At 49.8% G+C, this 20,981-nt stretch carries 21 protein-coding genes; 14 read left to right on the top strand and 7 right to left on the bottom strand.

Going from position 1 to position 20,981, the window contains the following annotated elements; translation table 11 throughout:
- Positions 1-37 precede the first annotated feature (37 nt).
- Positions 38-946 carry a sulfate adenylyltransferase subunit CysD gene (cysD, locus tag KDX31_13280; protein ID UTW05394.1) on the bottom strand — a complete coding sequence of 303 codons (909 nt, stop codon included), beginning with the start codon at positions 944-946 and terminating at the stop codon, positions 38-40.
- Positions 947-1,323: 377 nt separating this feature from the next.
- Here cysD and KDX31_13275 point away from each other — a divergent pair, with 377 nt between their 5' ends.
- The 7 genes from KDX31_13275 (at position 1,324) to KDX31_13245 (ending at position 8,855) form a co-directional block, all read left to right on the top strand.
- The gene (locus tag KDX31_13275; GenBank protein ID UTW02325.1) at positions 1,324-2,109 is read left to right on the top strand and encodes a sulfite exporter TauE/SafE family protein; all 786 of its coding nucleotides are present in this window, start codon (positions 1,324-1,326) and stop codon (positions 2,107-2,109) included.
- Between the two features lie 83 nt (positions 2,110-2,192).
- Positions 2,193-3,854, top strand: a complete 1,662-nt coding sequence (locus KDX31_13270) for a nitrite/sulfite reductase (protein UTW02324.1) — start codon at positions 2,193-2,195, stop codon at positions 3,852-3,854.
- Entirely contained in the window at positions 3,838-4,317 is a 480-nt protein-coding gene (locus KDX31_13265; GenBank protein ID UTW02323.1) for a DUF934 domain-containing protein, read from the top strand. Before KDX31_13270 ends, KDX31_13265 begins: the two co-directional genes overlap by 17 nt.
- An 18-nt stretch (positions 4,318-4,335) precedes the next feature.
- A complete protein-coding gene (locus KDX31_13260) occupies positions 4,336-5,100 on the top strand; it encodes a phosphoadenylyl-sulfate reductase (GenBank protein UTW02322.1) in 765 nt (254 codons plus the stop codon).
- Positions 5,101-5,242: 142 nt separating this feature from the next.
- Positions 5,243-6,667, top strand: a complete 1,425-nt coding sequence (gene cobA / locus KDX31_13255) for a uroporphyrinogen-III C-methyltransferase (GenBank protein ID UTW02321.1) — start codon at positions 5,243-5,245, stop codon at positions 6,665-6,667.
- A gap of 161 nt (positions 6,668-6,828) precedes the next feature.
- Positions 6,829-7,737, top strand: coding sequence for an HDOD domain-containing protein (locus tag KDX31_13250; protein ID UTW02320.1), 909 nt, complete (start codon positions 6,829-6,831; stop codon positions 7,735-7,737).
- A 197-nt stretch (positions 7,738-7,934) separates the two neighbouring features.
- Complete coding sequence (locus tag KDX31_13245; GenBank protein ID UTW02319.1) at positions 7,935-8,855, top strand: HDOD domain-containing protein; 921 nt, start codon at positions 7,935-7,937, stop codon at positions 8,853-8,855.
- On the opposite strand, the gene KDX31_13240 is transcribed toward KDX31_13245, so the two are convergent.
- The 3 genes from KDX31_13240 to KDX31_13230 form a co-directional block, all read right to left on the bottom strand.
- Positions 8,852-9,235 carry an MAPEG family protein gene (locus tag KDX31_13240; protein ID UTW02318.1) on the bottom strand — a complete coding sequence of 128 codons (384 nt, stop codon included), beginning with the start codon at positions 9,233-9,235 and terminating at the stop codon, positions 8,852-8,854. The two genes, KDX31_13245 and KDX31_13240, sit on opposite strands and share 4 nt — an antisense overlap.
- A gap of 21 nt (positions 9,236-9,256) precedes the next feature.
- Positions 9,257-9,691: a hypothetical protein gene (locus KDX31_13235; protein UTW02317.1), complete on the bottom strand. Its 435-nt coding sequence runs from the start codon at positions 9,689-9,691 to the stop codon at positions 9,257-9,259.
- Positions 9,692-10,055: 364 nt separating this feature from the next.
- Positions 10,056-11,258, bottom strand: a complete 1,203-nt coding sequence (locus KDX31_13230; protein UTW02316.1) for an NADH:flavin oxidoreductase/NADH oxidase family protein — start codon at positions 11,256-11,258, stop codon at positions 10,056-10,058.
- 140 nt (positions 11,259-11,398) lie between these two features.
- On the opposite strand from KDX31_13230, the gene KDX31_13225 reads away from it, so the two are divergent.
- From KDX31_13225 to KDX31_13215, 3 genes are all read left to right on the top strand, one after another.
- Positions 11,399-12,295, top strand: a complete 897-nt coding sequence (locus tag KDX31_13225) for a LysR family transcriptional regulator (GenBank protein ID UTW02315.1) — start codon at positions 11,399-11,401, stop codon at positions 12,293-12,295.
- 273 nt (positions 12,296-12,568) lie between these two features.
- Positions 12,569-13,417: an alpha/beta hydrolase gene (locus KDX31_13220; GenBank protein ID UTW02314.1), complete on the top strand. Its 849-nt coding sequence runs from the start codon at positions 12,569-12,571 to the stop codon at positions 13,415-13,417.
- Positions 13,417-13,692, top strand: coding sequence for a GIY-YIG nuclease family protein (locus tag KDX31_13215; GenBank protein ID UTW02313.1), 276 nt, complete (start codon positions 13,417-13,419; stop codon positions 13,690-13,692). The genes KDX31_13220 and KDX31_13215 overlap by 1 nt, the downstream gene beginning before the upstream one ends.
- 39 nt (positions 13,693-13,731) lie before the next feature.
- Here KDX31_13215 and KDX31_13210 read toward each other — a convergent pair whose 3' ends face one another.
- Positions 13,732-15,075: a Do family serine endopeptidase gene (locus KDX31_13210; GenBank protein ID UTW05393.1), complete on the bottom strand. Its 1,344-nt coding sequence runs from the start codon at positions 15,073-15,075 to the stop codon at positions 13,732-13,734.
- Between the two features lie 96 nt (positions 15,076-15,171).
- Positions 15,172-15,648, bottom strand: coding sequence for an Hsp20 family protein (locus KDX31_13205; protein ID UTW02312.1), 477 nt, complete (start codon positions 15,646-15,648; stop codon positions 15,172-15,174).
- A gap of 225 nt (positions 15,649-15,873) precedes the next feature.
- Between KDX31_13205 and pyrC the strand changes: the two genes are divergently transcribed.
- Both pyrC and ansA read left to right on the top strand, forming a co-directional pair.
- Positions 15,874-16,908, top strand: coding sequence for a dihydroorotase (gene pyrC, locus KDX31_13200; protein ID UTW02311.1), 1,035 nt, complete (start codon positions 15,874-15,876; stop codon positions 16,906-16,908).
- Positions 16,909-16,971: 63 nt separating this feature from the next.
- The gene (gene ansA / locus KDX31_13195; GenBank protein ID UTW02310.1) at positions 16,972-17,979 is read left to right on the top strand and encodes an asparaginase; all 1,008 of its coding nucleotides are present in this window, start codon (positions 16,972-16,974) and stop codon (positions 17,977-17,979) included.
- A gap of 69 nt (positions 17,980-18,048) precedes the next feature.
- Here ansA and KDX31_13190 read toward each other — a convergent pair whose 3' ends face one another.
- Positions 18,049-19,374, bottom strand: a complete 1,326-nt coding sequence (locus tag KDX31_13190) for a sensor domain-containing diguanylate cyclase (GenBank protein UTW02309.1) — start codon at positions 19,372-19,374, stop codon at positions 18,049-18,051.
- A gap of 268 nt (positions 19,375-19,642) precedes the next feature.
- On the opposite strand from KDX31_13190, the gene KDX31_13185 reads away from it, so the two are divergent.
- Positions 19,643-20,269, top strand: coding sequence for a methylthioribulose 1-phosphate dehydratase (locus tag KDX31_13185; GenBank protein UTW02308.1), 627 nt, complete (start codon positions 19,643-19,645; stop codon positions 20,267-20,269).
- Positions 20,270-20,289: 20 nt separating this feature from the next.
- Entirely contained in the window at positions 20,290-20,979 is a 690-nt protein-coding gene (mtnC, locus tag KDX31_13180; GenBank protein UTW02307.1) for an acireductone synthase, read from the top strand.
- The last annotated feature ends 2 nt before the right edge of the window (positions 20,980-20,981 follow it).

Here is a 20,981-nt window from a genome sequence, read left to right as displayed (position 1 = left end):
GTACAGTGCAGTAACTGAAATCTTGGTAAAGGCAGTGTTAGAAGTAACCTTCCATCTTCTTCTGCTCCATGGATCCAGCGCTGTCGTTATCAATGACCCGGCCCTGACGCTCAGATGTTGTGGTTAACAGCATCTCCTGAATAATCTCGGGAAGGGTTTGTGCTGAGGACGCAACGGCACCGGTAAGTGGGTAGCAGCCGAGGGTACGGAAACGCACCATCTTCATCTCAGGGACTTCACCCTCTTCCAGTGGCAGACGGTCATCATCAACCATGATCTCGACGCCATCGCGAACAACAATCGGGCGCTCGGCAGCAAAGTAAAGTGGCACAATCGGGATGCTTTCCAGGTAGATGTACTGCCAGATATCCAGCTCAGTCCAGTTAGACAGCGGGAAAACACGGATGCTTTCACCTTTATCGATTCGGGTATTAAAGGTGTTCCACAGCTCCGGACGCTGATTTTTAGGGTCCCAGCGGTGATTTTTGTCACGGAAGGAGAATACCCGCTCTTTGGCACGGGATTTTTCCTCATCGCGGCGAGCGCCACCAAATGCAGCATCAAATTTATATTTGTTCAGTGCCTGTTTCAGGCCCTGTGTTTTCATGATGTCGGTGTGTTTCTTCGAGCCATGGGTGAAGGGGCTGATGTCCATATCAACGCCTTCCTGATTAACATGTACAATCAGATCCATACCTGCTTCTTCCGCCATTTTGTCACGGAAGCTGATCATCTCTTTGAATTTCCAGGTGGTGTCAACATGCATCAGTGGAAAAGGGGGTTTGCCCGGATAGAAAGCCTTGCGGGCCAGATGCAGCATCACTGCGGAATCTTTACCGACGGAGTAAAGCATGACCGGGTTTTCAAATTCCGATGCAACTTCGCGAATAATGTGAATGCTTTCAGCTTCCAACTGACGCAGGTGGGTCAGTCTGTGTTCCGGCAATTGACTCATATTGATTAACTCTTTCTACATACCTGATAAATGTCATGGCTGCGTACACTGCTGCAGATCCTTTCGGTCCGGTCAGCATAAAACGCACGCTACCTTATTATTGGTGGCCATTATGGCAGATCTTTTTTTAAAATCAAAAAGAATATGTTGGAATTTTTTAATAGCTTTTTGGTATAAGTGGCTCGTGCTTGGCAATATACGGGTTTTTATCCAGAGCGGGGTATTGCTTATATCAAAAAGGAATTAATAAATTTATAATTATTATTTTGCGTTATAAGTGGCGCTGGCTATTATAGCTCATTCTGATTTTGCGGTGGTCCGTCTGAAATACGATGGATAACCTTATTTTAAGGCAGCTGAGAACGTTGATGGAAATAGCATACAGCTTTGCCGGCCTGGTGGTTGGTTTTATTGTCGGTCTGACCGGAATTGGCGGTGGTGCTTTGATGACGCCCATTCTGATTGTTGGTTTTGGCATTCCCCCGGTTACTGCGGTCAGTACCGATCTGCTGTATGCGGCGATCACTAAGTTTGGGGGCAGCATCTCCTATGCCCGGAAAAAACTGGTTGAGTGGCGGGTGGTGTTTTTACTGCTGGGTGGTAGTATCCCCGGTGCATTGATGACACTCAACTATCTCGATGGACTGGGTGGTCTTGAAAAAATAGAACACCTGATGAACATCACGCTGGGTGTATCACTGGTGCTGACCTCTGTGGCGGTATTTTTTCGTGCCTGGATAAGAGCGTCAGTGGTAAAACTGGAAGGTACCGGGTTCGAAAAGCATGGTCGTCGTTATCGCCCCTATGTCACGCTGCTGATGGGCGTCGTTCTGGGGGGGCTGGTCACGCTTTCATCCGTGGGCGCCGGAGCACTGGGCACCGCGTTGCTTATTGTGCTCTACCCGCGGATGAGTATGCAGACGCTGGTTGGAACGGATCTGGTTCATGCTGTGGTGCTGACCGGTATCGCTGGAGCCGGGCACTATAGTATGGGTAATGTTGACCTCTGGTTGCTGCTTTGTCTGGTGATCGGTTCACTACCGGGAGTATTCCTGGGCAGTCATTTTGGCAGCAAATTGTCGCCCAGAGTGATACAGCCGATTATGGGAACACTGCTGCTGGCTATCGGCATGCGCTTTGTGCTCGCAGGCTGAGTGAAGGGTTACCTTCATAACGACTGAATTTTTGAATTTTAATTTTTAAAGGGTGAGGGCCGGTTAGCCGGCGTTAATATACGATGTATCAATATAATGAACAGGATCAGAATCTGATCAATGCGCGGGTTGAGCAATACCGCGATCAGACCCGCCGTTTTCTGGCAGGTGAAATTCCCGATGAGGAGTTCCGTGGCCTGCGTCTGATGAATGGTCTCTACATTCAGCGTCAGGCTCCGATGCTGCGTATTGCCGTGCCGTACGGTCTGATGAACTCTGTTCAGGTTCGTAAGCTGGCCGATATCACCCGTAAATACGATAAAAATTACGCTCACTTTACGACCCGGACCAATGTGCAGCTGAACTGGCCGAAACTGGAAGAGGTGCCTGATATTCTCGCCGAGCTGGCTGAGGTACAGATGCACGCGATTCAGACCAGTGGCAACTGTCTGCGAAATACCACCACGGATCACTTTGCCGGCATTATCCCTGATGAAATTGAAGATCCGCGTCCATGGTGTGAGATTATCCGTCAGTGGACGACGCTGCATCCTGAGTTTGCTTACCTGCCACGCAAATTTAAAATTGCCGTGACCGGTGGTCCGGAAGATCGTGCTGCCTCCAAGGTGCATGATATCGGTCTGCATATGGTGAAAAACGCTGCCGGAGAGATCGGTTTTGAAGTGCTGGTTGGCGGTGGTCTGGGCCGTACACCGGTGATCGGAAAAGTGATCCGTGAGTTCCTGCCGAAACAGGATCTGCTGACCTATCTGGAGGCGATCCTGCGGGTATATAACCTGAATGGCCGTCGTGATAACAAATACAAGGCGCGTATCAAGATACTGGTGAATGCGCTGGGTATTGATGAGTTCAGAAAGCTGGTTGAGGCGGAGTGGGAGATCATTCGCAGCACTGAACTGGCACTGACCGACGACTATGTTGCCAAGATTAAAGGCTACTTCGAGCCGCACCCATACGCAGCTGATGCGGTGGATGGCCTCTCTGTGCTGGAAAACCAGCTGGAAGACAATGCTGATTTCCGTGCCTGGTATGAGCGTAACACCCGGGCACACAAAGTTGCCGGATACCGCGCTGTGGTGATCTCTCTGAAGCCGCACCTGAAACCGCCGGGCGATATTACCGATGTGCAGCTGGATGCGGTTGCCGATCTGGCGGATACCTTCAACTTTGGTGAGATTCGCAGCACCCATGATCAGAATCTGGTGTTCGCTCACGTTGCTGCCGGCGATCTTTACACACTGTGGCAGTCATTGCGCGACCTGAACCTGGCTCGCGCCAATATCGGCACCCTGACCGACATGATTGTCTGCCCGGGATTTGATTTCTGTTCTCTGGCCAATGCGCACACTCTGGGGGTGGCTGAGCAGATTAACGAGAAGTTTGATGATCTTGACTATCTCTACGATATTGGTGATATCAAACTGAATATGTCTGGCTGTATTAATGCCTGCGCCCATCACCATGTCGCCCACATCGGTATCCTGGGGGTTGATAAAGGGGGCGAAGATTTCTACCAGATTACACTGGGCGGTTCATCCCGTGAAGATGCCACTCTGGGGAAAATTATTGGTAAATCGGTAGCACAGGCAGAAGTTGCCGATACGATTGAGAAGATCCTGCAGGTTTACGTTGAAAACCGCTTTGAAGATGAACGTTTTATCGAGACCGTACGCCGTATCGGCCTTGTTCCGTTTAAGGAGAGAGTTTATGCCACTGTTAATTAATCACGCTGTAGCTGAAGACAGTTGGTTGCTGGTTGATGTAGACAATTTCAGCACACACCTTAATGAAGATATTGTCGTGCCTTACGAGCTGTTTTCTGAACATACCGATGCTCTGCTCAACGCCGGGGGTAAGCTGGGTGTGCGTATTAACGGTGATCAGGACCTGAATCTGCTGCTACAAAATATTGATAAGCTGTCGCTGATTGCTATTGAGTTTCCGGCATTTACCGATGGTCGTGGTTTTAGTTTTGCCCGCATCCTGCGCCGTTCCGGTTTTACCGGACAGATTCGTGCTGAAGGCGACGTCACCCGTGATCGTCTGGAATATATGGAGCGTTGTGGTTTTGATGCTTTTGCGATTCCTGCTGACCGCTACAGCGATGATATTGTCACCGCTTTTGGTGAAGTGCCGGTTCGCTACCAGGGCAGCGCTGATGATGAACGACCTATTTTCCGCCAGTAACTGATCGGGGCCAAAGTGATGAGCGAACAAATAACCGCTGAACTAGAAGCGAAGATTGCCAATACCGTCTCTGTATTGAAGCAGGCTGCTGCAGAGTACGCAGAGGGTCGGGTTGTATTTGCTAACAGCCTGGGGGCTGAAGATGTGGTGATTACTGATCTGATCAGCAAGCATACACCACAGATCGGTATGTTTGTGCTTGATACCGGTCGCCTGCCAGAAGAAACGCTGAAGCTGCTGGCTGATGTTCAGGCGCTGTACCGCAATCTGACGGTTGCGGTTTACTATCCGGATGCCTCAGATGTAGAGCAGTATGTCCGTGATCACGGCGTTAATGCCTTCTATGAGAGTCAGGAGATGCGCAAGGGATGCTGTTTTGTCCGCAAGATAAAACCCCTGAAGCGTGCCCTTGCTGACCGGGATGCCTGGATTACCGGCCTGCGCCGTGAGCAATCTGTGACCCGTGACGAGATCGGCTTCAAAGAGTTTGATGAAGGGAATGGCATCGACAAGTTTAATCCCCTGGCGGACTGGACTGAAAAAGAGGTGTGGGCTTATATCCGCGCCAACAACGTCCCCTACAACGAACTGCATGATAAACATTATCCCAGCATCGGTTGTGCACCCTGCACCCGTGCCGTTGCTGTGGGTGAAGATGTCCGAGCTGGACGCTGGTGGTGGGAGAATCCGGAAACCCGGGAATGTGGCTTACACCCTGGAACGCCGACGGCTGAGCAGGAGGAAGCAAAGCCTGTTAATGTGATGGATTTTCTGCCGAAGTAAATTTGTCACTGACCATTCTAAAAAGCCCGCTCCCCGCGGGCTCTTTTCTGCTATCTTTTGATACAGTAAACTTAAATTCAGGTGTATTAAACACCTGTTTTTTCATATGCTTATCTGCTTCTCACTTTCTGAGGATACCGCTTTGGATTATCTGCCGTTATTTTTTAAGCTCAATGAGCGGACTGCGTTGTTGGTGGGTGGTGGACAGGTTGCCCTGCGAAAAGCAACCCTGCTAACCCGAGCGGGCGCGCGGGTTATTGTTGTCGCTCACCGGGTCGAGCCGGAACTGGTTGAACTGATCGAACAGCATAACGGTCAGGTTATCATTGGCGAATACCATTGTGGCCTTCTGAGCGAGGCTTATCTGGTTATCGCTGCGACTGATGATGATCAGCTCAATGAAAGAGTCCATTTTGATGCGGTTGAACGGCATATCCCCGTTAATGTTGTCGATAACCAGCCCCTCTGTACGTTTATATTCCCCGCGATTGTTGATCGCTCGCCAATTGTCATTGGTATTTCCTCGGGTGGTGAGTCACCGGTACTGGCCCGTCTGCTCAGAGCGAAACTTGAAACCTGGATTCCGCAGGGTTACAGCCGTCTGGGCAGGCTTGTCGGACAGTTTCGTCAGCAGGTGAAAGCGACTTTCAGCAGTGTTGAGCGACGCAGGATTTTCTGGGAAAAAATACTCCAGGGACAGGTGGCCGAAAAGGTTTTTGCCGGGCGGGACAAAGAGGCGCGTGCATTATTAGAGTCTGCGCTGGAGCAGGCGGATCCCGATCATCAGGTGGGTGAAGTGTATCTGGTTGGCGGGGGACCCGGGGATCCGGAACTGCTGACGTTCAAAGCGCTCAGGCTGATGCAGCAGGCCGATGTGATCCTTTATGATCAGTTGGTATCGCCCGAGATTGTTGATCTTTGCCGCCGTGATGCGGATCGCATCTTCGTTGGCAAGCGCCGTGATAATCATGCCGTTCCGCAGGAGGGTATCAACGAGTTGTTGGTAAAACATGCTCTGCAGGGGCGCAGGGTGTTACGGCTTAAGGGGGGGGATCCGTTTATCTTTGGTCGGGGTGGAGAGGAGCTGGAAACCCTGAAAAAGCATAATATCCCATTTCAGGTGGTTCCCGGTATCACCGCTGCCAGTGCCTGTTCAACCTATGCCGGTATTCCTCTGACCCACCGTGATTATGCTCAGTCGGTCAAACTGGTGACCGGGCAGTTGAAAAACCGCAGCTCGGATCTCAATTTCGATGAACTGGTTCATCCGAATCAAACCATCGTTTTTTATATGGGGTTGCATACATTGAACTCTCTGTGTGAACAACTCATCGCTCACGGCAAGCCTGCCAATACTCCGGCAGCGATTGTCTCAAACGGCACCCGGGCTGATCAGCAGGTGTTGACGGGCACATTGAGCAGCTTGCCTGACCTTCAGAGTCAGGCCCGGCTTCCGGCGCCTGCGCTGATTATTGTTGGCGAAGTGGTGCAGCTGCACGAAAATCTTGCCTGGTTTGGTGAAGAGGTGCTGCATAATCACGGTTTGATTCTGCCTGATGCCCATTAGGGTCGGTCTTCGGGCTGTAATGAGCAAATTGTTCAGATCAGGCATATTAAATATGCCGAAACGGCCGATTACAGGTCTGTAAATATAATAACTAATGCTATGAGTCATCTGGTGGGCACGAGTAGCAGAGCCCACTATTGGCCGGTAGTAAGGTGGTGACAGTGGCTGAGCATCGTAAACGGGTATTTACGCTCGATTTTGTAAAAGACAGAATTGATAATCTGCCTCTGATGCCCTCTGTTGTTGAGCAGTTGCATCAGCTTAGCCATGATGCGGTCGATTTTTATGCGAAGGTTGCAGAGCTAGCCGAGCAGGATCCTCCGCTGGCCGCAAAAATTCTCTCTGCTGCGCACACTGTGCCCTGCGGTCCTTTGAAACCTGTCTATAACATTGAGAAAGCGCTCGAACGGATAGGCGTTTTCAACACCCTGGATCTGATGCAGGAGCTGGGCTCGGTTAGCGTTTTTACACCGACGCTGGCGGGCCATAAAATTGGCTGGCGGCATTCGCTCGAGGTCGCCCTGTTTAGTCGTTTTCTGGCGGAGAATACTGAGGGTTTCAATGTTAGCAGTGATCTGGCTTACATGTCAGGATTACTGCATGATATTGGTCGTTTTGTGCTGTTGCAGATCTCAGTTAAAGCTGTCGATGTCGTGGATTCCAAAGGCTGGAACTCTCCTGAAGAACTGTCCGATATAGAGCAGCAAATGTATGGCTTTACCCATGCCGAAGTAGGCTACCTGGCGGCGCAGCACTGGAATCTGCCCCGGACCATGACCTCTATGTTACGTTTCCACCATGACTACGATTTGTGGAGCTATGATTCAGTCTCAGTGCCCTTCAAGCAGCTGCTGACGATTGTTCAGTTTGCCGATTTCCTCAGTGTTCTGTTGATCAAAAACCCTGAGTGGCCAGCCTGGTCCTCGATACAACTTAAGGGCGCTATCAGTGAATACTGTATCCATGAAAGCTGGCCAGCAATCGATTTTCCTGTTGAGAAGCTGGTGGCGCGGCTCCCTGCCTTATCAGAACAGTGTCTGCGGGTGTTGATTAAAGCAGGCACTGCCTGAACGCTGTTAAGTTAATACTGTTTTAAGAAATATTCCTATATCTGGTCATCCCATATTGGTCTAATCTGATTGATATTTAATCTGTTGTAGCGCACCTGGTTAATAGCGGGTAGGGGTTAAAGGGTAGTACTGATATATCGAAGTATCGTATTTTTCAGTGGCGCTTAACGTTCTTTTGATGGCAGTGGGGGAGTGTCATGAGTACTGTTAGCGAGCCGGATAAAAGAGTTTTAGAGCTTGAATTTGTTAAAGATCGGGTTGACCACCTGCCTGTAATGCCCTCTGTTATAGCGCAGTTAAAGCAGCTGAGTCACGATTCTGTTGATTTCTATGCCAAGGTTGCCGTTTTGGCACAACACTACCCTCCCTTAGCTGCCAGAATATTGAATTACGCTCATTCTTCACCTGCCCCCCTCAAACCCACTTATAGCTGTGAACACGCGCTGGAGCGCATTGGTATCTTCAAAACACTGGAACTGATGAAAGCACTTGAGGAGATTCAATTCGTAGAGCCTGCCAGACAAGGTGTTGAGGTCTGTTGGCGTCACTCTGTGGAAACGGCCCGTATTTGTCAGCTTTTGGCTGAGCATACGCCGGGTTTCGGGGTAAATTCAGACCTTGCCTATATCTGTGGGCTATTACATGATATTGGCAGACTTGTGTTGTTACAGATCCCGGTTCAGGATGTCGAGGTGCTAGAAGCTACGGGTTGGGACTCACCAGAAGAACTGAATGATCTGGAGGAGCAGGTGTTTGGGTTTAACCATGCCGATGTTGGTTATCTTGCCGCCCGGCAATGGAATCTGCCACACGATGTAACGCAAATATTGCGTTATCATCATGACTATAATTTCTGGCAGAACGAACGGCTTTCTTTGTATTTTCGAAAACTGCTGATACTTGTTCAGTTTGCAGATGCCCTGAGTATACTGGTTATTAAAAATCCTGAATGGCCTGCCTGGTCAGAGGTGCTACTTAAAGGCAGTATCTCAGAGTGTTGTATTCAGAAAAGCTGGCCTGACATCGCGTTTCCTATTGAACTGTTGACGAAGGAGTTACCCAGGATAGTAGATCTGAGCGAAAAAGTGACGGATGCCCAGGCACTCTACTCAGGTTAAAACAGCACTAAGCCCAGATAGACAATATTCAGTGCTGCCAGTATCAGCAGGGTATAGATCGTCATCTGCATACCCAGAACCCGCTTCTTAAGCAGCTGTTGCAGAATCCCCCGGGCATGGATAATCCGGCCTGTCAGCATTACCACGCCGAGAAGATTAATCAGAATCGGGTTGCCACCGTTATATTCCAGCAGGAACAGCAGTATCAGAAAAATTGGCAGATACTCTGTGGCATTACTATGGGCCGAACGGGCGATCTGAAGAGCTTCTATTCCACCGTCGGCATAGGCAATCTGATATTTTCGACGGGTGTTGATCACCTGCAGTGCCAGCCAGCAGATGAGCAGCGCTGAGAGTGCGGCATAGAGTGCAGTAAACATGAAATTTCCCTTTACACTGGTTTAGTCAAACTTACCTTTACGGTATCGATTCAACGCTTTATTTATTTCTTTGATCCGGGATGCATTGCAGAAGTCAGGGACCTTGCGGCTTTGGATGCTATGGAATCCGATGCCATTCAGTTCGTGAGTGACCGGTTTCTCTCCGAAGCGCTGCATCAGCTGCTGGATCAGCCCTCGTTTGTTATATCTGACATTGCAGGTGGTTGCCGCACCGAGGCGGGACCAGACTGTTTGTAGCTGTTCATCGTAGCCCAGAGCATCGCGGCCGCTGAAACCATTCTGATAGTGATAAAGGTATACCGCGGGATCTATATTCCACTGAGTCATTCCACCAGAGCCGCTATATTCAGTTTCAACGGATTTGACTGAATCGCTACACCCCACCAGGAGTATGATGGCCGATAGAAAGGTAAATGCGATGATGCGACGGGTCATAGACTGTCCGGAATCCAGCTGCACTGTGTGCGTTATATTCACTTTGAGACAGTGTATCGGCCACGCAACGGAAGGAAAAGAACTTCTTCGTGTATGCGTTCTGGTCGTCTGGGCGTGAGCAGTCCATCTCTGTTGTGTCAGTCATTACAGGATATGCCGGGGATGGGGGAGTTGTCGAATCTCACTTAGCTTGAAATAGAAAAGCCTCAAAATATCGGTTATTTCGCTCTTTGTGAGAACGATGGGGAGGATCTAAATCTCATTCAGCGTGAAATATATGGCAAGAATTCTTATATAGGATGAAATGACCACGAAGGGCAACTTTCGACACAAAGCGGGCATCCCACCTGACATACCTTTCAAACTAAACCTGAAACCTTCTTCTCCATTTTTCACAACGCTGTTCGTCACGCTCTTCATATTGTTGGATAGCTGAAGTCAGATCCAGAGAGAAGCTTTTCTCATCATCAGTGCCCAAAGCGGTTAATAGCATTGTGTACCATGCGGTTATTCCTCCTGGAGGTGGTGATTCAAAGCGAGGGAATACCGGGTCTCCTGCTCGATTAGTCAACCAGTCGTTCGCAAGTGAAGGGTTCAAAATCATTGCTCGTGCAATACCAACTATATCAACGTCACCACTAGCCAGTGCATCAAGCGCATCCGAACGTTTCTTAAATCCGCCTGTAGCAACCAGGGGTACACTGGTAACCAGCTGAGCTTTCTGGCAAAAATCAACAAAATACGGGCCTTCTGATGAGCTATCAGAACTGGATGCTGCACCAGGAAAATAGGTACCTCCACTAAATTCTATTAAATCAATTGATGTTTTATCCAGGATTTGAAGGGCTTCTAATGCGTCTTCCTGGGTTAAGCCACCTTCCAGTTGATCTGAAGAGTTAATCTTAATTCCAATGGGGAATGATGGACCTACAGCATCTCGGACTTTGTTAATTACCTCAACAACGATACGACACCTGGCCTCAATGGAGCCGCCATACTGATCACGCCGTCGATTAAATAATGGAGATAAAAACTGGCTCAGTAAGAAACCATGACCAGCATGAATCTGAACACCAGTAAACCCGACCTCTTTAGCCAACTCTGCAGATTTTATATAGAAATCAGGTAGTTTTTTAATTTCAGATATAGTCATTCCTGCGCATTGCAGGCCTCTAATATTTAGAGCAGAGGGGCCTTTAGGGTGGCTGATTAGGGAGTACGACAGTGCACCTCCATGGCCAACCTGAGGCCAAATGTGAGCTTTTTCTATCGAGGCTCTTCTTGCCAGAGAGGATAGTTTCATCAGATCTGAGTGATTATCCAGAACCAGATTGCCTGGCTTTTCAGGAAAACGCGGATCACCCTGAACTTCACCTATAATTGATAATGCTGCTCCACCTTCAGCCCATCTTTCATAAAGACGTATCTGTGCCTCTGTTGGGTTGCCTTCTCCATCAGCAAGGGAGTCGGACATGGCTGATTTTATGATTCTGTTTTTTAGAATCGCTCCACAAGGTAGTTCCAGAGGGTGACTCAGATGCAGGTTGTTGTTCTCTTGTCGGATCATAGAGTCTTCTCCAATGCAAAAGCCAAGCGCTTTCGAGTTGATGTTCTAGTTAGTAACAAACGGTTTGCAGACATTATTCTCAATATTTTATAAACTAAAAACAGGCTATTATTACAAACACTCTTAAATATATTTTAATAATGAATACATCAGATCTGAGCTTATTCATTCGGATTGCCGAAACTGGCAGCATTACCGAGTCAGCCAAACAGATTGGCATAACTACAGCAGCTGCAAGCTCAGCGCTAAAGCGGTTGGAGAAGCGGCTTGATATACAGCTCTTTATAAGAACCACCAGGCAGTTGAGGATTACTACGCAAGGAGAAAAGTTTCTTTATCATTGCCGCAGGGCATTGGAGTCTTTAGAGCAGGGTCAAGTTTCCGCACATGAAACTAAGGACAATGTTACTGGAGAGCTGAGGTTTTCAGCGCCATCAGACTTGGGTCGTAACCTTTTATTTCACTGGGTGAATGAGATGATGGATATTTATCCATCTCTATCCATTGATCTGAATGTTAGTGATTCCCTCTCCAACTTCTTTCTAGACCAGGTTGATGTTGCCCTGAGATACGGAAAGCCCGAAGACTCCTCTATGGTGGCTTTCCATATAGCAACGATAAAAAGAATCACCTGTGCCGCTCCTTCCTATATAGAAAATAATGGTACACCCTCTCATCCAGGCGAATTAAGTAAGCATAACTGCCTGCTATACAGACTGGATGGACGTCTGTTTCATTACTGGGAGTATCAAAAGGAATCAGAAAATGTCAGGGTAAAAGTCAGGAGTAATCGGGTAAGTAATGACACAGATATAGTCAGGCGGTGGGCAGTAGAAGGAAAAGGGATCGCATACAGGTCTTTACTAGATATCTCTTCAGATCTTGATAAAGGACGATTAGTGCAACTTTTCGATGATTTTAAATCACCACCAGTTGAGCTTTATTTACTATGCCCTAATAGAAAACAAGTTACTCCTGGGGTTATTGCATTTAGAGAAATGCTAAGAGAAAAATGCTCACAGATTCTTGAGGTTTGAAAGTCCCAGACATGTCCGCTTTTGGCTGTGGGTTCAATGAGTCAACGCAACACGCTATCTTTATTTCAAAGATGGAGTACTGCAAATGAGAACGGACAAACGGCCTGAGTCGGATAAAGTGCTGGGTGGCCCCGATAAGCTTTATGTTACCTGTTTTGAGTATTACTTATGCTTTTTGAGCAGGGCGATGCTTTTGTTGTCACAGCGCTTTATTTATATTGAGCTTTGATTTGTCAGACGTTTTGATAGCCTTTATCTGGATAAGGAAACGCTATGCCCAGTTGCATTATCAATGGCCAGGAGATGCATTATCTCGATCAGGGGGAGGGGGCTCCTCTCCTTCTGGGGCATGGTTTTCTCTGGGATAGTCGTGTCTGGAGACCTCAGCTGCAGTTCTTGTCAGAGCATTTTCGCTGTATAGTGCCGGATCTCTGGTCTCATGGACAGTCACAGACCGTCAGTGAAGGCGACCTCAGTATTGAGCGCCTTGCTGAAGATCACCATCAGTTGATGCAGCACCTTAATATCGATCGGTATAGCATAGTGGGAATGTCTACAGGCGGTCTCTGGGGAGCATTGTTGGCAATGAAGTACCCGGACGAGGTTGCCAGCCTGACACTGATCTCATGTAGTCTGGACAATGAAACCGCTTCAACAAGGGCAGAGTATCTGCAATTGATTAATGCGGTTGAATCGCAAGCGGAACTCATTCCCGAACAGCTCGATGGTCTGGTGCAGATCAATTTTAGTGCGCAGGCTCAGGCGCTCTATCCTGCATTGATGGAAACCTTTCGCTTTGATCTGATGTTTCTCACGCCTGAGCAGATGAGTGGTTTAGCCAGTATGGGCAGGGTTTTGTTTCAGCGTCAGTCGCTGCTGGATGAGGTCGCCTCAGTTCGCTGTCCGGCTTTGATCATTGCCGGTGAAGAGGATGCCGCCTATTCACTGACACAGACCCAGGCGATGCATGATCAGATGCCGGGAAGTCAGTTAACGGTGTTTGAAAATGCCGGTCACATGCTGACTCTGGAACAACCCGATCAGGTTAATGCGATACTGGTAGATTTTCTGGCGTCAATTGACGGGGTTAACCTGGATATGAGCAAGCTGGTTTTTAGCTGATGTCATCCCTGTCTTCCTGCTGGTATGTATACATCCTGCGCTGCGCTGACGGCACACTCTATACCGGCGTGACAACCGACACCGAACGACGGACTAATGAACATAACCAGAGTAATCGGCTGGGTGCAAAATACACCCGGGTGCGGCGTCCCGTCAGCCTGGTATATCGGGAATCCTGTGACAGTCGTTCAGACGCATGCAAACGGGAAGCACAGATCAAAGCGCTCCCCCGTGCTGCTAAACTAAAGTTGTTTCAGTCTGCTTGCGGGCAGTAATGGTAGGCATAACTTAAGGTTCACGTTGCTCCGGTTTACTTAGCGGATCACCAGATACAGCGATAAATTATCTCTGATTATTTTCAGCAGTACTGAGGAGCGGTCTTTACTCAGCGCATGTCGCAGGGTGTCAACATCATGAACGGTAACCCGGTTAGCGCTGACGATAATATCGTCCGGACGGATACCGTTATACGCTGCACGGGAGTTAGGTTTTAACCCCGTGACCACCACGCCGCCTTGCGGGTTGTTTTCGAATTGCGCACCTTCCAGTAGTGGGTGAAGACTTTTACCGCTGTAGGAGATATCTTCTCTGGCAGCCACCCTGACACCGATCTCCAGTGTTTTATTATGGCGCAGGATGCCCATCCTGAGCATATCATCGATCGCTGTCATCGATATCAGGCTGCGAAAGTGGGCAGCTGATACTGTTTTCACGCCATTGATCTGAGTAATGATATCGCCAGGTTCAATGCCCGCTGCAGCGGCCGGAGAGCGCTCATCTACCTGAGTAATTAATACCCCCCGTTGTCCATTTCTCAGATCGAACGCTTCCGATAATGCCGGGGTAATGTCCTGCACCGCGATGCCAATATCCCCCCGTTTTACCTCACCATAGGCCAGCAACTGATGCATGCTGGCGTTCACCATGTTGGCCGGAATGGCGAAGCCTATTCCTACATTACCCCCGGCAGGGGCGATGATAGCGGTGTTGATACCCACCAGTTCCCCCCTGAGGTTGACCAACGCCCCGCCAGAGTTGCCCGGATTGATCGATGCATCGGTCTGGATAAAGTTTTCATATCCCTCTATGCCCAGACCGCTGCGGCCGAGTGCACTGACTATGCCGGTAGTGACGGTCTGTCCGAGTCCAAAGGGGTTGCCTATGGCAACAACGAAGTCGCCAACTCTGAGTCTGGATGAGTCAGCAACTTTTATTTCAGATAAACCATCTGCCCTGATTTTCAGTGTTGCGATGTCCAGCTCCGGATCGGAGCCAACAATCTCTGCGGCAAAGCTGCGGCCATCAATCAGGCTCACCTGAACCTCATCAGAGCCTTTGATAACATGATAATTTGTCACAACGATGCCATCGGCTGCATTGAGTATGACCCCGGAGCCGGCACTCTGCTGTTTTCTTTCCGGTTGTTGATACTGCTGAAACTGCTCATCGGGGATGTTAAAAAAACGGCGGAAAAAAGGGTCATTCAGAAGCGGGTTATAACGGTTTATCTTGGTGGAATAGGTGGCAATATTCACCACAGCCGGGTTAATTTTTTCCAGCATCGGAGCAAGGGATGGCAATGGTCCCTCATCAGGCACTGTCACCGGAAGATTGGCGGATGTGGTCTGACTCAGCATCAGGCAACTGAGTAAAAGCATTATTGGTGTTAAACGGTTTAGCATAGTCAATTTCCGTTGGGCTTGTTCGGGCCCGGCTCAGCGCCCCCTGAGGGGGAGCTGAGGTTATATTAACGGTTAATGCGCCTGATCCATTGCCTCGGGTTGATGATTCAGCGCTTTCTGCTCTGCGTCGGCATCTGTAATGGGGATCTCTTTGGGCTTCATCGCCTCAGGTATCTCCTTAACCAGCGAGATTTTCAGCAGACCGTTCCTCATTTCGGCACCACTGACCTCAATATGCTCGGCAAGGTCAAATTTACGCTCGAAATTGCGCAGCGCTATCCCCTGATAAAGATATTTGCGCTTGTCCTCATCCGGCTTCGAGCCCCGGACGATCAGCACATCCCGCTCGACTGAGATATCAATATCTGATTTTTCAAAGCCAGCTACTGCCAGCAGAATGATGTATCTGTTTTCGTCCAGCGCTTCGATATTATAGGGTGGATAGCCGGAACGCACTGAGCTGCTGCTCAGGGTACTATCCAGAAGTGAGGCCAGCCGGTCGAAGCCAATGCTGTTGCGATAGAGTGGTGTCAGGTCAATTGTGTTCATAAGATATCCTCCGGTAGAAGCGATATAAAATAAATCAATATAGGCTCCGGACGGTCCTCCGCTAGAAGCAACCTCCGGCAATTTTAAAAATTGGGATAGCAAGGCGAGTTTTCAAGTCTGTTTTTTCATGATAGCAGGTGAAAAGCAGTTGCTTGCTTTTCGCACTGCTCCGGCACCGGTATAATGTGCGGATTAAATACTCTCTGCGCTTAGGATTCCTGCTCTATGACAACCCTGACCATCCGTACTCCTGATGACTGGCACCTGCACTTTCGTGACGGCGATATGCTCTCGGAAACTGTTCCGGCCACAGCCCGCTGTTTTCAACGGGCTATTGTGATGCCAAATCTGGTACCGCCGGTGGTTAATGCAGCCATGGCGTTGGCCTATAAATCACGGATTCTGGATGCGCGTCCGGCCGGCTCATCCTTTGAACCGCTGATGACTCTGTTTCTGACGAATGCGACCAGTGGACAGGATATTATCGATGCGAAAGCGGCGGGCGTGGTTGCGGCAAAACTTTATCCTGCGGGCGCGACCACTAATTCGGCAGCCGCTGTGACTGATCTGGAAGCGATCTATCCGCTGTTTGAAGTGATGGCAGAACAGGGCATGCTGCTGCTGGTTCATGGTGAAGTCACCGATCATCACGTTGATATATTCGATCGGGAAAAAGAGTTTATCGATCAGAAGATGAGCAAAATTGTCGAGCGCTTCCCGCAGCTGAAAATCGTATTCGAGCATATTACGACCGCCGATGCGGCGCATTTTGTCCAGGATGCGTCTGATAATGTGGCTGCGACCATCACACCGCAGCATCTGCTGTTAAACCGTAATGACCTGCTGGTGGGCGGCGTACGGCCACATAATTTTTGTCTGCCGGTACTGAAGCGAAATACCCATCAGGCTGTTTTACGTCAGATGGTTCAATCCGGTTCGCGCAAATTTTTCCTGGGTACAGACTCGGCGCCTCACGCCAAAGAAGCGAAAGAGAACGCCTGTGGCTGTGCTGGCTGTTACAGTGCCTGGAGCGCTATTGAGCTCTATGCACATGTATTTGAGGAACTGGGTGCGCTGGATAAACTGGAAGGTTTTGCCAGCCATTACGGCGCTGATTTTTATGGCCTGCCGCGCAATGAGGGCACCATTACGCTGGTGCGTGAAGAGTGGACGCTGCCTGAAGAGATTACGTTGCCCGATGGTCGTCCGATTGTGCCGTTTTTTGCCGGACACAACGTTAGTTGGAAATTGCAGGGATAAGCGGATTAAGCCTGGAATTATCCGGGCTTTTTTATATCGCTCAGTCAGTGTTTAATGGGTCTTATGAAACGAAAAATATTGATCATCTATGCGGGCGGCACCATCGGGATGCAGGCTTCAGCAAATGGCTATGTTCCGGTTTCCGGCTTTGAGCAGCGGGTGCGGGAGCAGCTGAATGGTAATACCGGTCAGTTGCCGGAATTTGATGTGCTTGAGCTCGGGCAGTTGATTGACAGTGCCAATCTGCAGCCGCATCACTGGACGGAGCTGGCCGGGATCATTCAGCAACACTGGCCGTTGTACGATGGTTTCATTGTGTTACATGGCACTGACACCATGGCCTATACCGCCTCGATGCTCTCCTTTATCTTTCAGGGGATGGATAAACCGGTGATTGTCACCGGTTCGCAGATTCCTTTATCAGAGCTGCGTAATGACGCGAAGGATAACCTGCTGACATCCCTGATGTTTGCTGGTGGTTACGATATTCCGGAAGTATGTATCTGCTTTAATGGTCGTCTGCTGCGGGGTAATCGTAGCCGTAAAGTTAACACGACCGGCTTAGCTGCTTTTGATTCGCCCAACGCAGGCTGGCTGGGGCAGGCGGGTATCAATATTGAACTGTATAGCGGACACCTGCTGCAAGCAGGCCAGGCAGATTTCACTGTGCCAGCCTTTAACCCTGAAGCGGTGGCTGTATTACCTGTCTACCCTGGAATATCGGCCCGTATCGCTGCTGAAATCTTAAACCACAAGGATCTTAAAGGGGTTATCCTGCATACCTACGGTGCGGGTAATCCGCCAGATGCCAACCGTGCACTGATGGCGGAACTGGAAGACGCTGTGAAACGGGGTGTGCTTATTGTCAATGTCACACAGTGTCAGCAAGGCCCGGTCATCCAGGGCGCTTATGCGACCGGGGCAACACTCAACCGGATCGGCGTGATACCGGGCAATGATCTGACGCTGGAAGCTGCGTTTACCAAACTGCACTATCTGATAGCGACGCAAACAGTGCAGAGGGTCAGAGAGATGATGGGCCGCAACCTGTGTGGAGAGATGACGGATTAAAGCCTGTCTCAGGTTGGATAAGCTGAGAAATTCGTGCTCCAGGATGCGCTGCGTCCGCACGGGTGTGGACTACTTTTCATTGAGCTTATTGTCAGCGCTGTTTTCAAGATAGTAATCACCCTTACCGCTGTTTTTGACGCGATACATCGCTTTATCGGCAACTTTTATCAGTTGTTCGAGGTTACTGCCGTGATCAGGAAAGAGGGCGATACCGATACTGGCACTGACCTCCACCTGAACGTTAGGGCCAGCAGGGTCTTTAACGGTGATTCTGTCTTCCAGCTGATGAATGATCTTTTCAGATACCGTTGTTACACTGTTTTCATTATGGATATCATCCACCAGGATAATAAATTCATCCCCGCCGATACGGGCGACCTGATCTGCCTCGCGTAATATGCCGGATAAACGCTGGGCGATTTCCAGCAATACCTGGTCGCCCACATCGTGACCCCATGTGTCATTGATGGCTTTAAAGCCATCGAGATCGATAAACATCACCGCCAGCTGTTGCCGGCAGCGTTCCGCCTTGGCCAGATAGTTGGGGGCATGCTGCAATAAAAAATTTAGCGAGGGGAGGCCTGTGACCGCATCATAGTGGGCCATTTTACGCAGTTCTTCCTGCGAATTCCGGGCCTCATCCAGTGCGTCATACAGCTGCGTTACATCGTATTCTGTCATCAGGATCAGGAAATCACCACTCAGCGGGTGGCGGGTGATGCGAATATCGAGTGTATGCTGTCGTAAGCCTTCGCTGGTGCGCATCATGTGGGTCCAGCGGCCACCTTTATCCCTGATCGCTTGTTGCAGGCGGGAGTGTCCCTCTTCCGGGTCGGCGAAGCGGGCACTGAAGGCTGACTGGTCATCCGGCAGTTGTTGTGGATAAATATGCTTGTAGGCTTCGGTTGCCGCGGGGTTTTCGACTACCACCTCACCGTCGAAGGTAAAACTGGTTACCAAAACAGTGGTATAACGCATCGCTTCAACAAGCAGCAGGTTTTCCGGTGTTTCGCCCAGATTCACCTCCTCGTTGATATAGGCGATGAGCGCCCGGTGGCGCTCAGGCCCGACCAGTACCGCGCGATGTCGCATATAGAGCGTTTTGGGTTTGCCGTCGGGGTAAGTGGTCCAGGGGTCAATGGTCAGGCCGTTTTTGGCCGCCAGCTCAAAGGTCTGAGCTGTCCGGTCCCGGGCACCCTGGGTATCACCGGAGAGATCCTTGTTGATCAGCTCATCCAGATGACTGAGGCCCCAGAATTCCAGTGCGGGCTGGTTTCCCCACCACCATCCATGCTTATCCAGATCGAAGATCCAGACCGCATCCGGAATTAGTTCGTACAGCGCCAGTTCCTCATGGGTTTTTATATGGATAAGGTGTTCGTATTCGGCGTTCATCAATGTTTTTATCGGCCTCTTGGGTACGGTTCCAAACGTGTTGATAACAACACGGATGAATCATTTTCGCTGTAAAGCAGTGCTTTGCAATACATTATGGCACTTTCAACTGTTTTCGCATTTCAGCAGCATCAATTTTGATAGCCGAAAGAGCTCTTTTATGACCGTTCCAGGTCCGAGAAAGATTGAATCAGAGGTGACGAACCGATTTCGTCAGGGGTGTAAAATCGAGTACACTAGCTGCAATTTTATGAGTGGATATTGATTCATGCGAGCACCTATTCCTTCAGCCATTCTCTCATCAGCGCTAATCGATGCCGGCCGCTGGATCGATGCCCAGGGCTGGTGTCCGGCAACCGGCGGAAACTTTTCTGCACGACTGTCTGATGCTCACGCACTGGTAACCGCTTCGGGTCGCCATAAGGGGCAGTTAACAGATGATGACCTGCTAACGGTTGATCTGGAAGGTAACCCGGTTGAAAGCCGGCTCAGACCCTCTGCGGAAACACTGCTGCATACCCGGTTGTATCAACTTGAATCCGGAGTTGGTGCGGTACTGCATACCCACTCGGTAGCCTCGACCGTGTTGTCCCGGCTGGAGCCGGGTGACTGGCTGACAATCAGCGGTTATGAAATGCAGAAGTCTCTGAACGGTAATACCAGTCATGAGCCTGACATTCGCCTGGCAGTCTTTGAAAACACTCAGGATATGCAGGCACTGGCTGAACAGTTGGCTTCACGCTGGCAGCAAATGCCCCTGAACTGGGGCTTTCTGGTTCGCGGCCATGGCCTGTATGCCTGGGGGCGCGATGTGAATGAGGCCCGACGTCATCTGGAGGGGCTGGAGTTTCTGTTTACCTGTGAGCTGGAGATGCGCCGTTTGGGCGTTAAATAAGCGTGTATGAAGAGTGACCCATGACGATTAAAGCGATTCTGACCGATATTGAAGGCACCACTACGGATATTAATTTTGTGCATAAGGTGCTGTTTCCTTATGCCTATGATCATCTGCCCGGTTATTTACGCAGCCACTCGGAAGATGAAGTGGTGCTGTCTGTGCTGGAGGATGCCCGGACTGAGCTGGGCCAGCCGGATGCAGATCTGGAAACGCTGATTGCGGCATTTCTCGGCTGGATTGAGCAGGATAAGAAAGTGACAGCCCTGAAGAGTCTGCAGGGGCTGATCTGGGTTGCCGGTTATGAACAGCAGGATTTTACCGGTCATCTGTATCGCGATGCTTATGAGTATCTGCAAAAGTGGCAGCAGCAGGGGCTGGATCTGTATGTGTTTTCATCGGGATCGGTAAAGGCGCAGAAACTGTTATTTGGCTACAGTGATTTTGGTGATCTGACGCCACTTTTCAGCGGCTATTATGATACCCATATCGGCCATAAACGGGAGGCAAGCGCTTACCGGAATATCGCAGCGGATATCGGCCTGCCGGTGGCTGAGATCTTGTTTCTTTCGGACATCTCTGAGGAGCTGGATGCGGCACGCGAAGCGGGCATGGCGACGGTATTACTGGCCCGTGAGCAGCGCCCTTCGGAGTGTTCGCATCCGGTGGTACAGAATTTTCAGCAGATCAGGCTGACAGAGCGTATTTAACA

Source organism: Amphritea atlantica, assembly GCA_024397875.1.
Taxonomy (GTDB): Bacteria; Pseudomonadota; Gammaproteobacteria; order Pseudomonadales; family Balneatricaceae; genus Amphritea; species Amphritea atlantica_B.
This window is presented reverse-complemented; position numbering and strand designations above follow the sequence as displayed.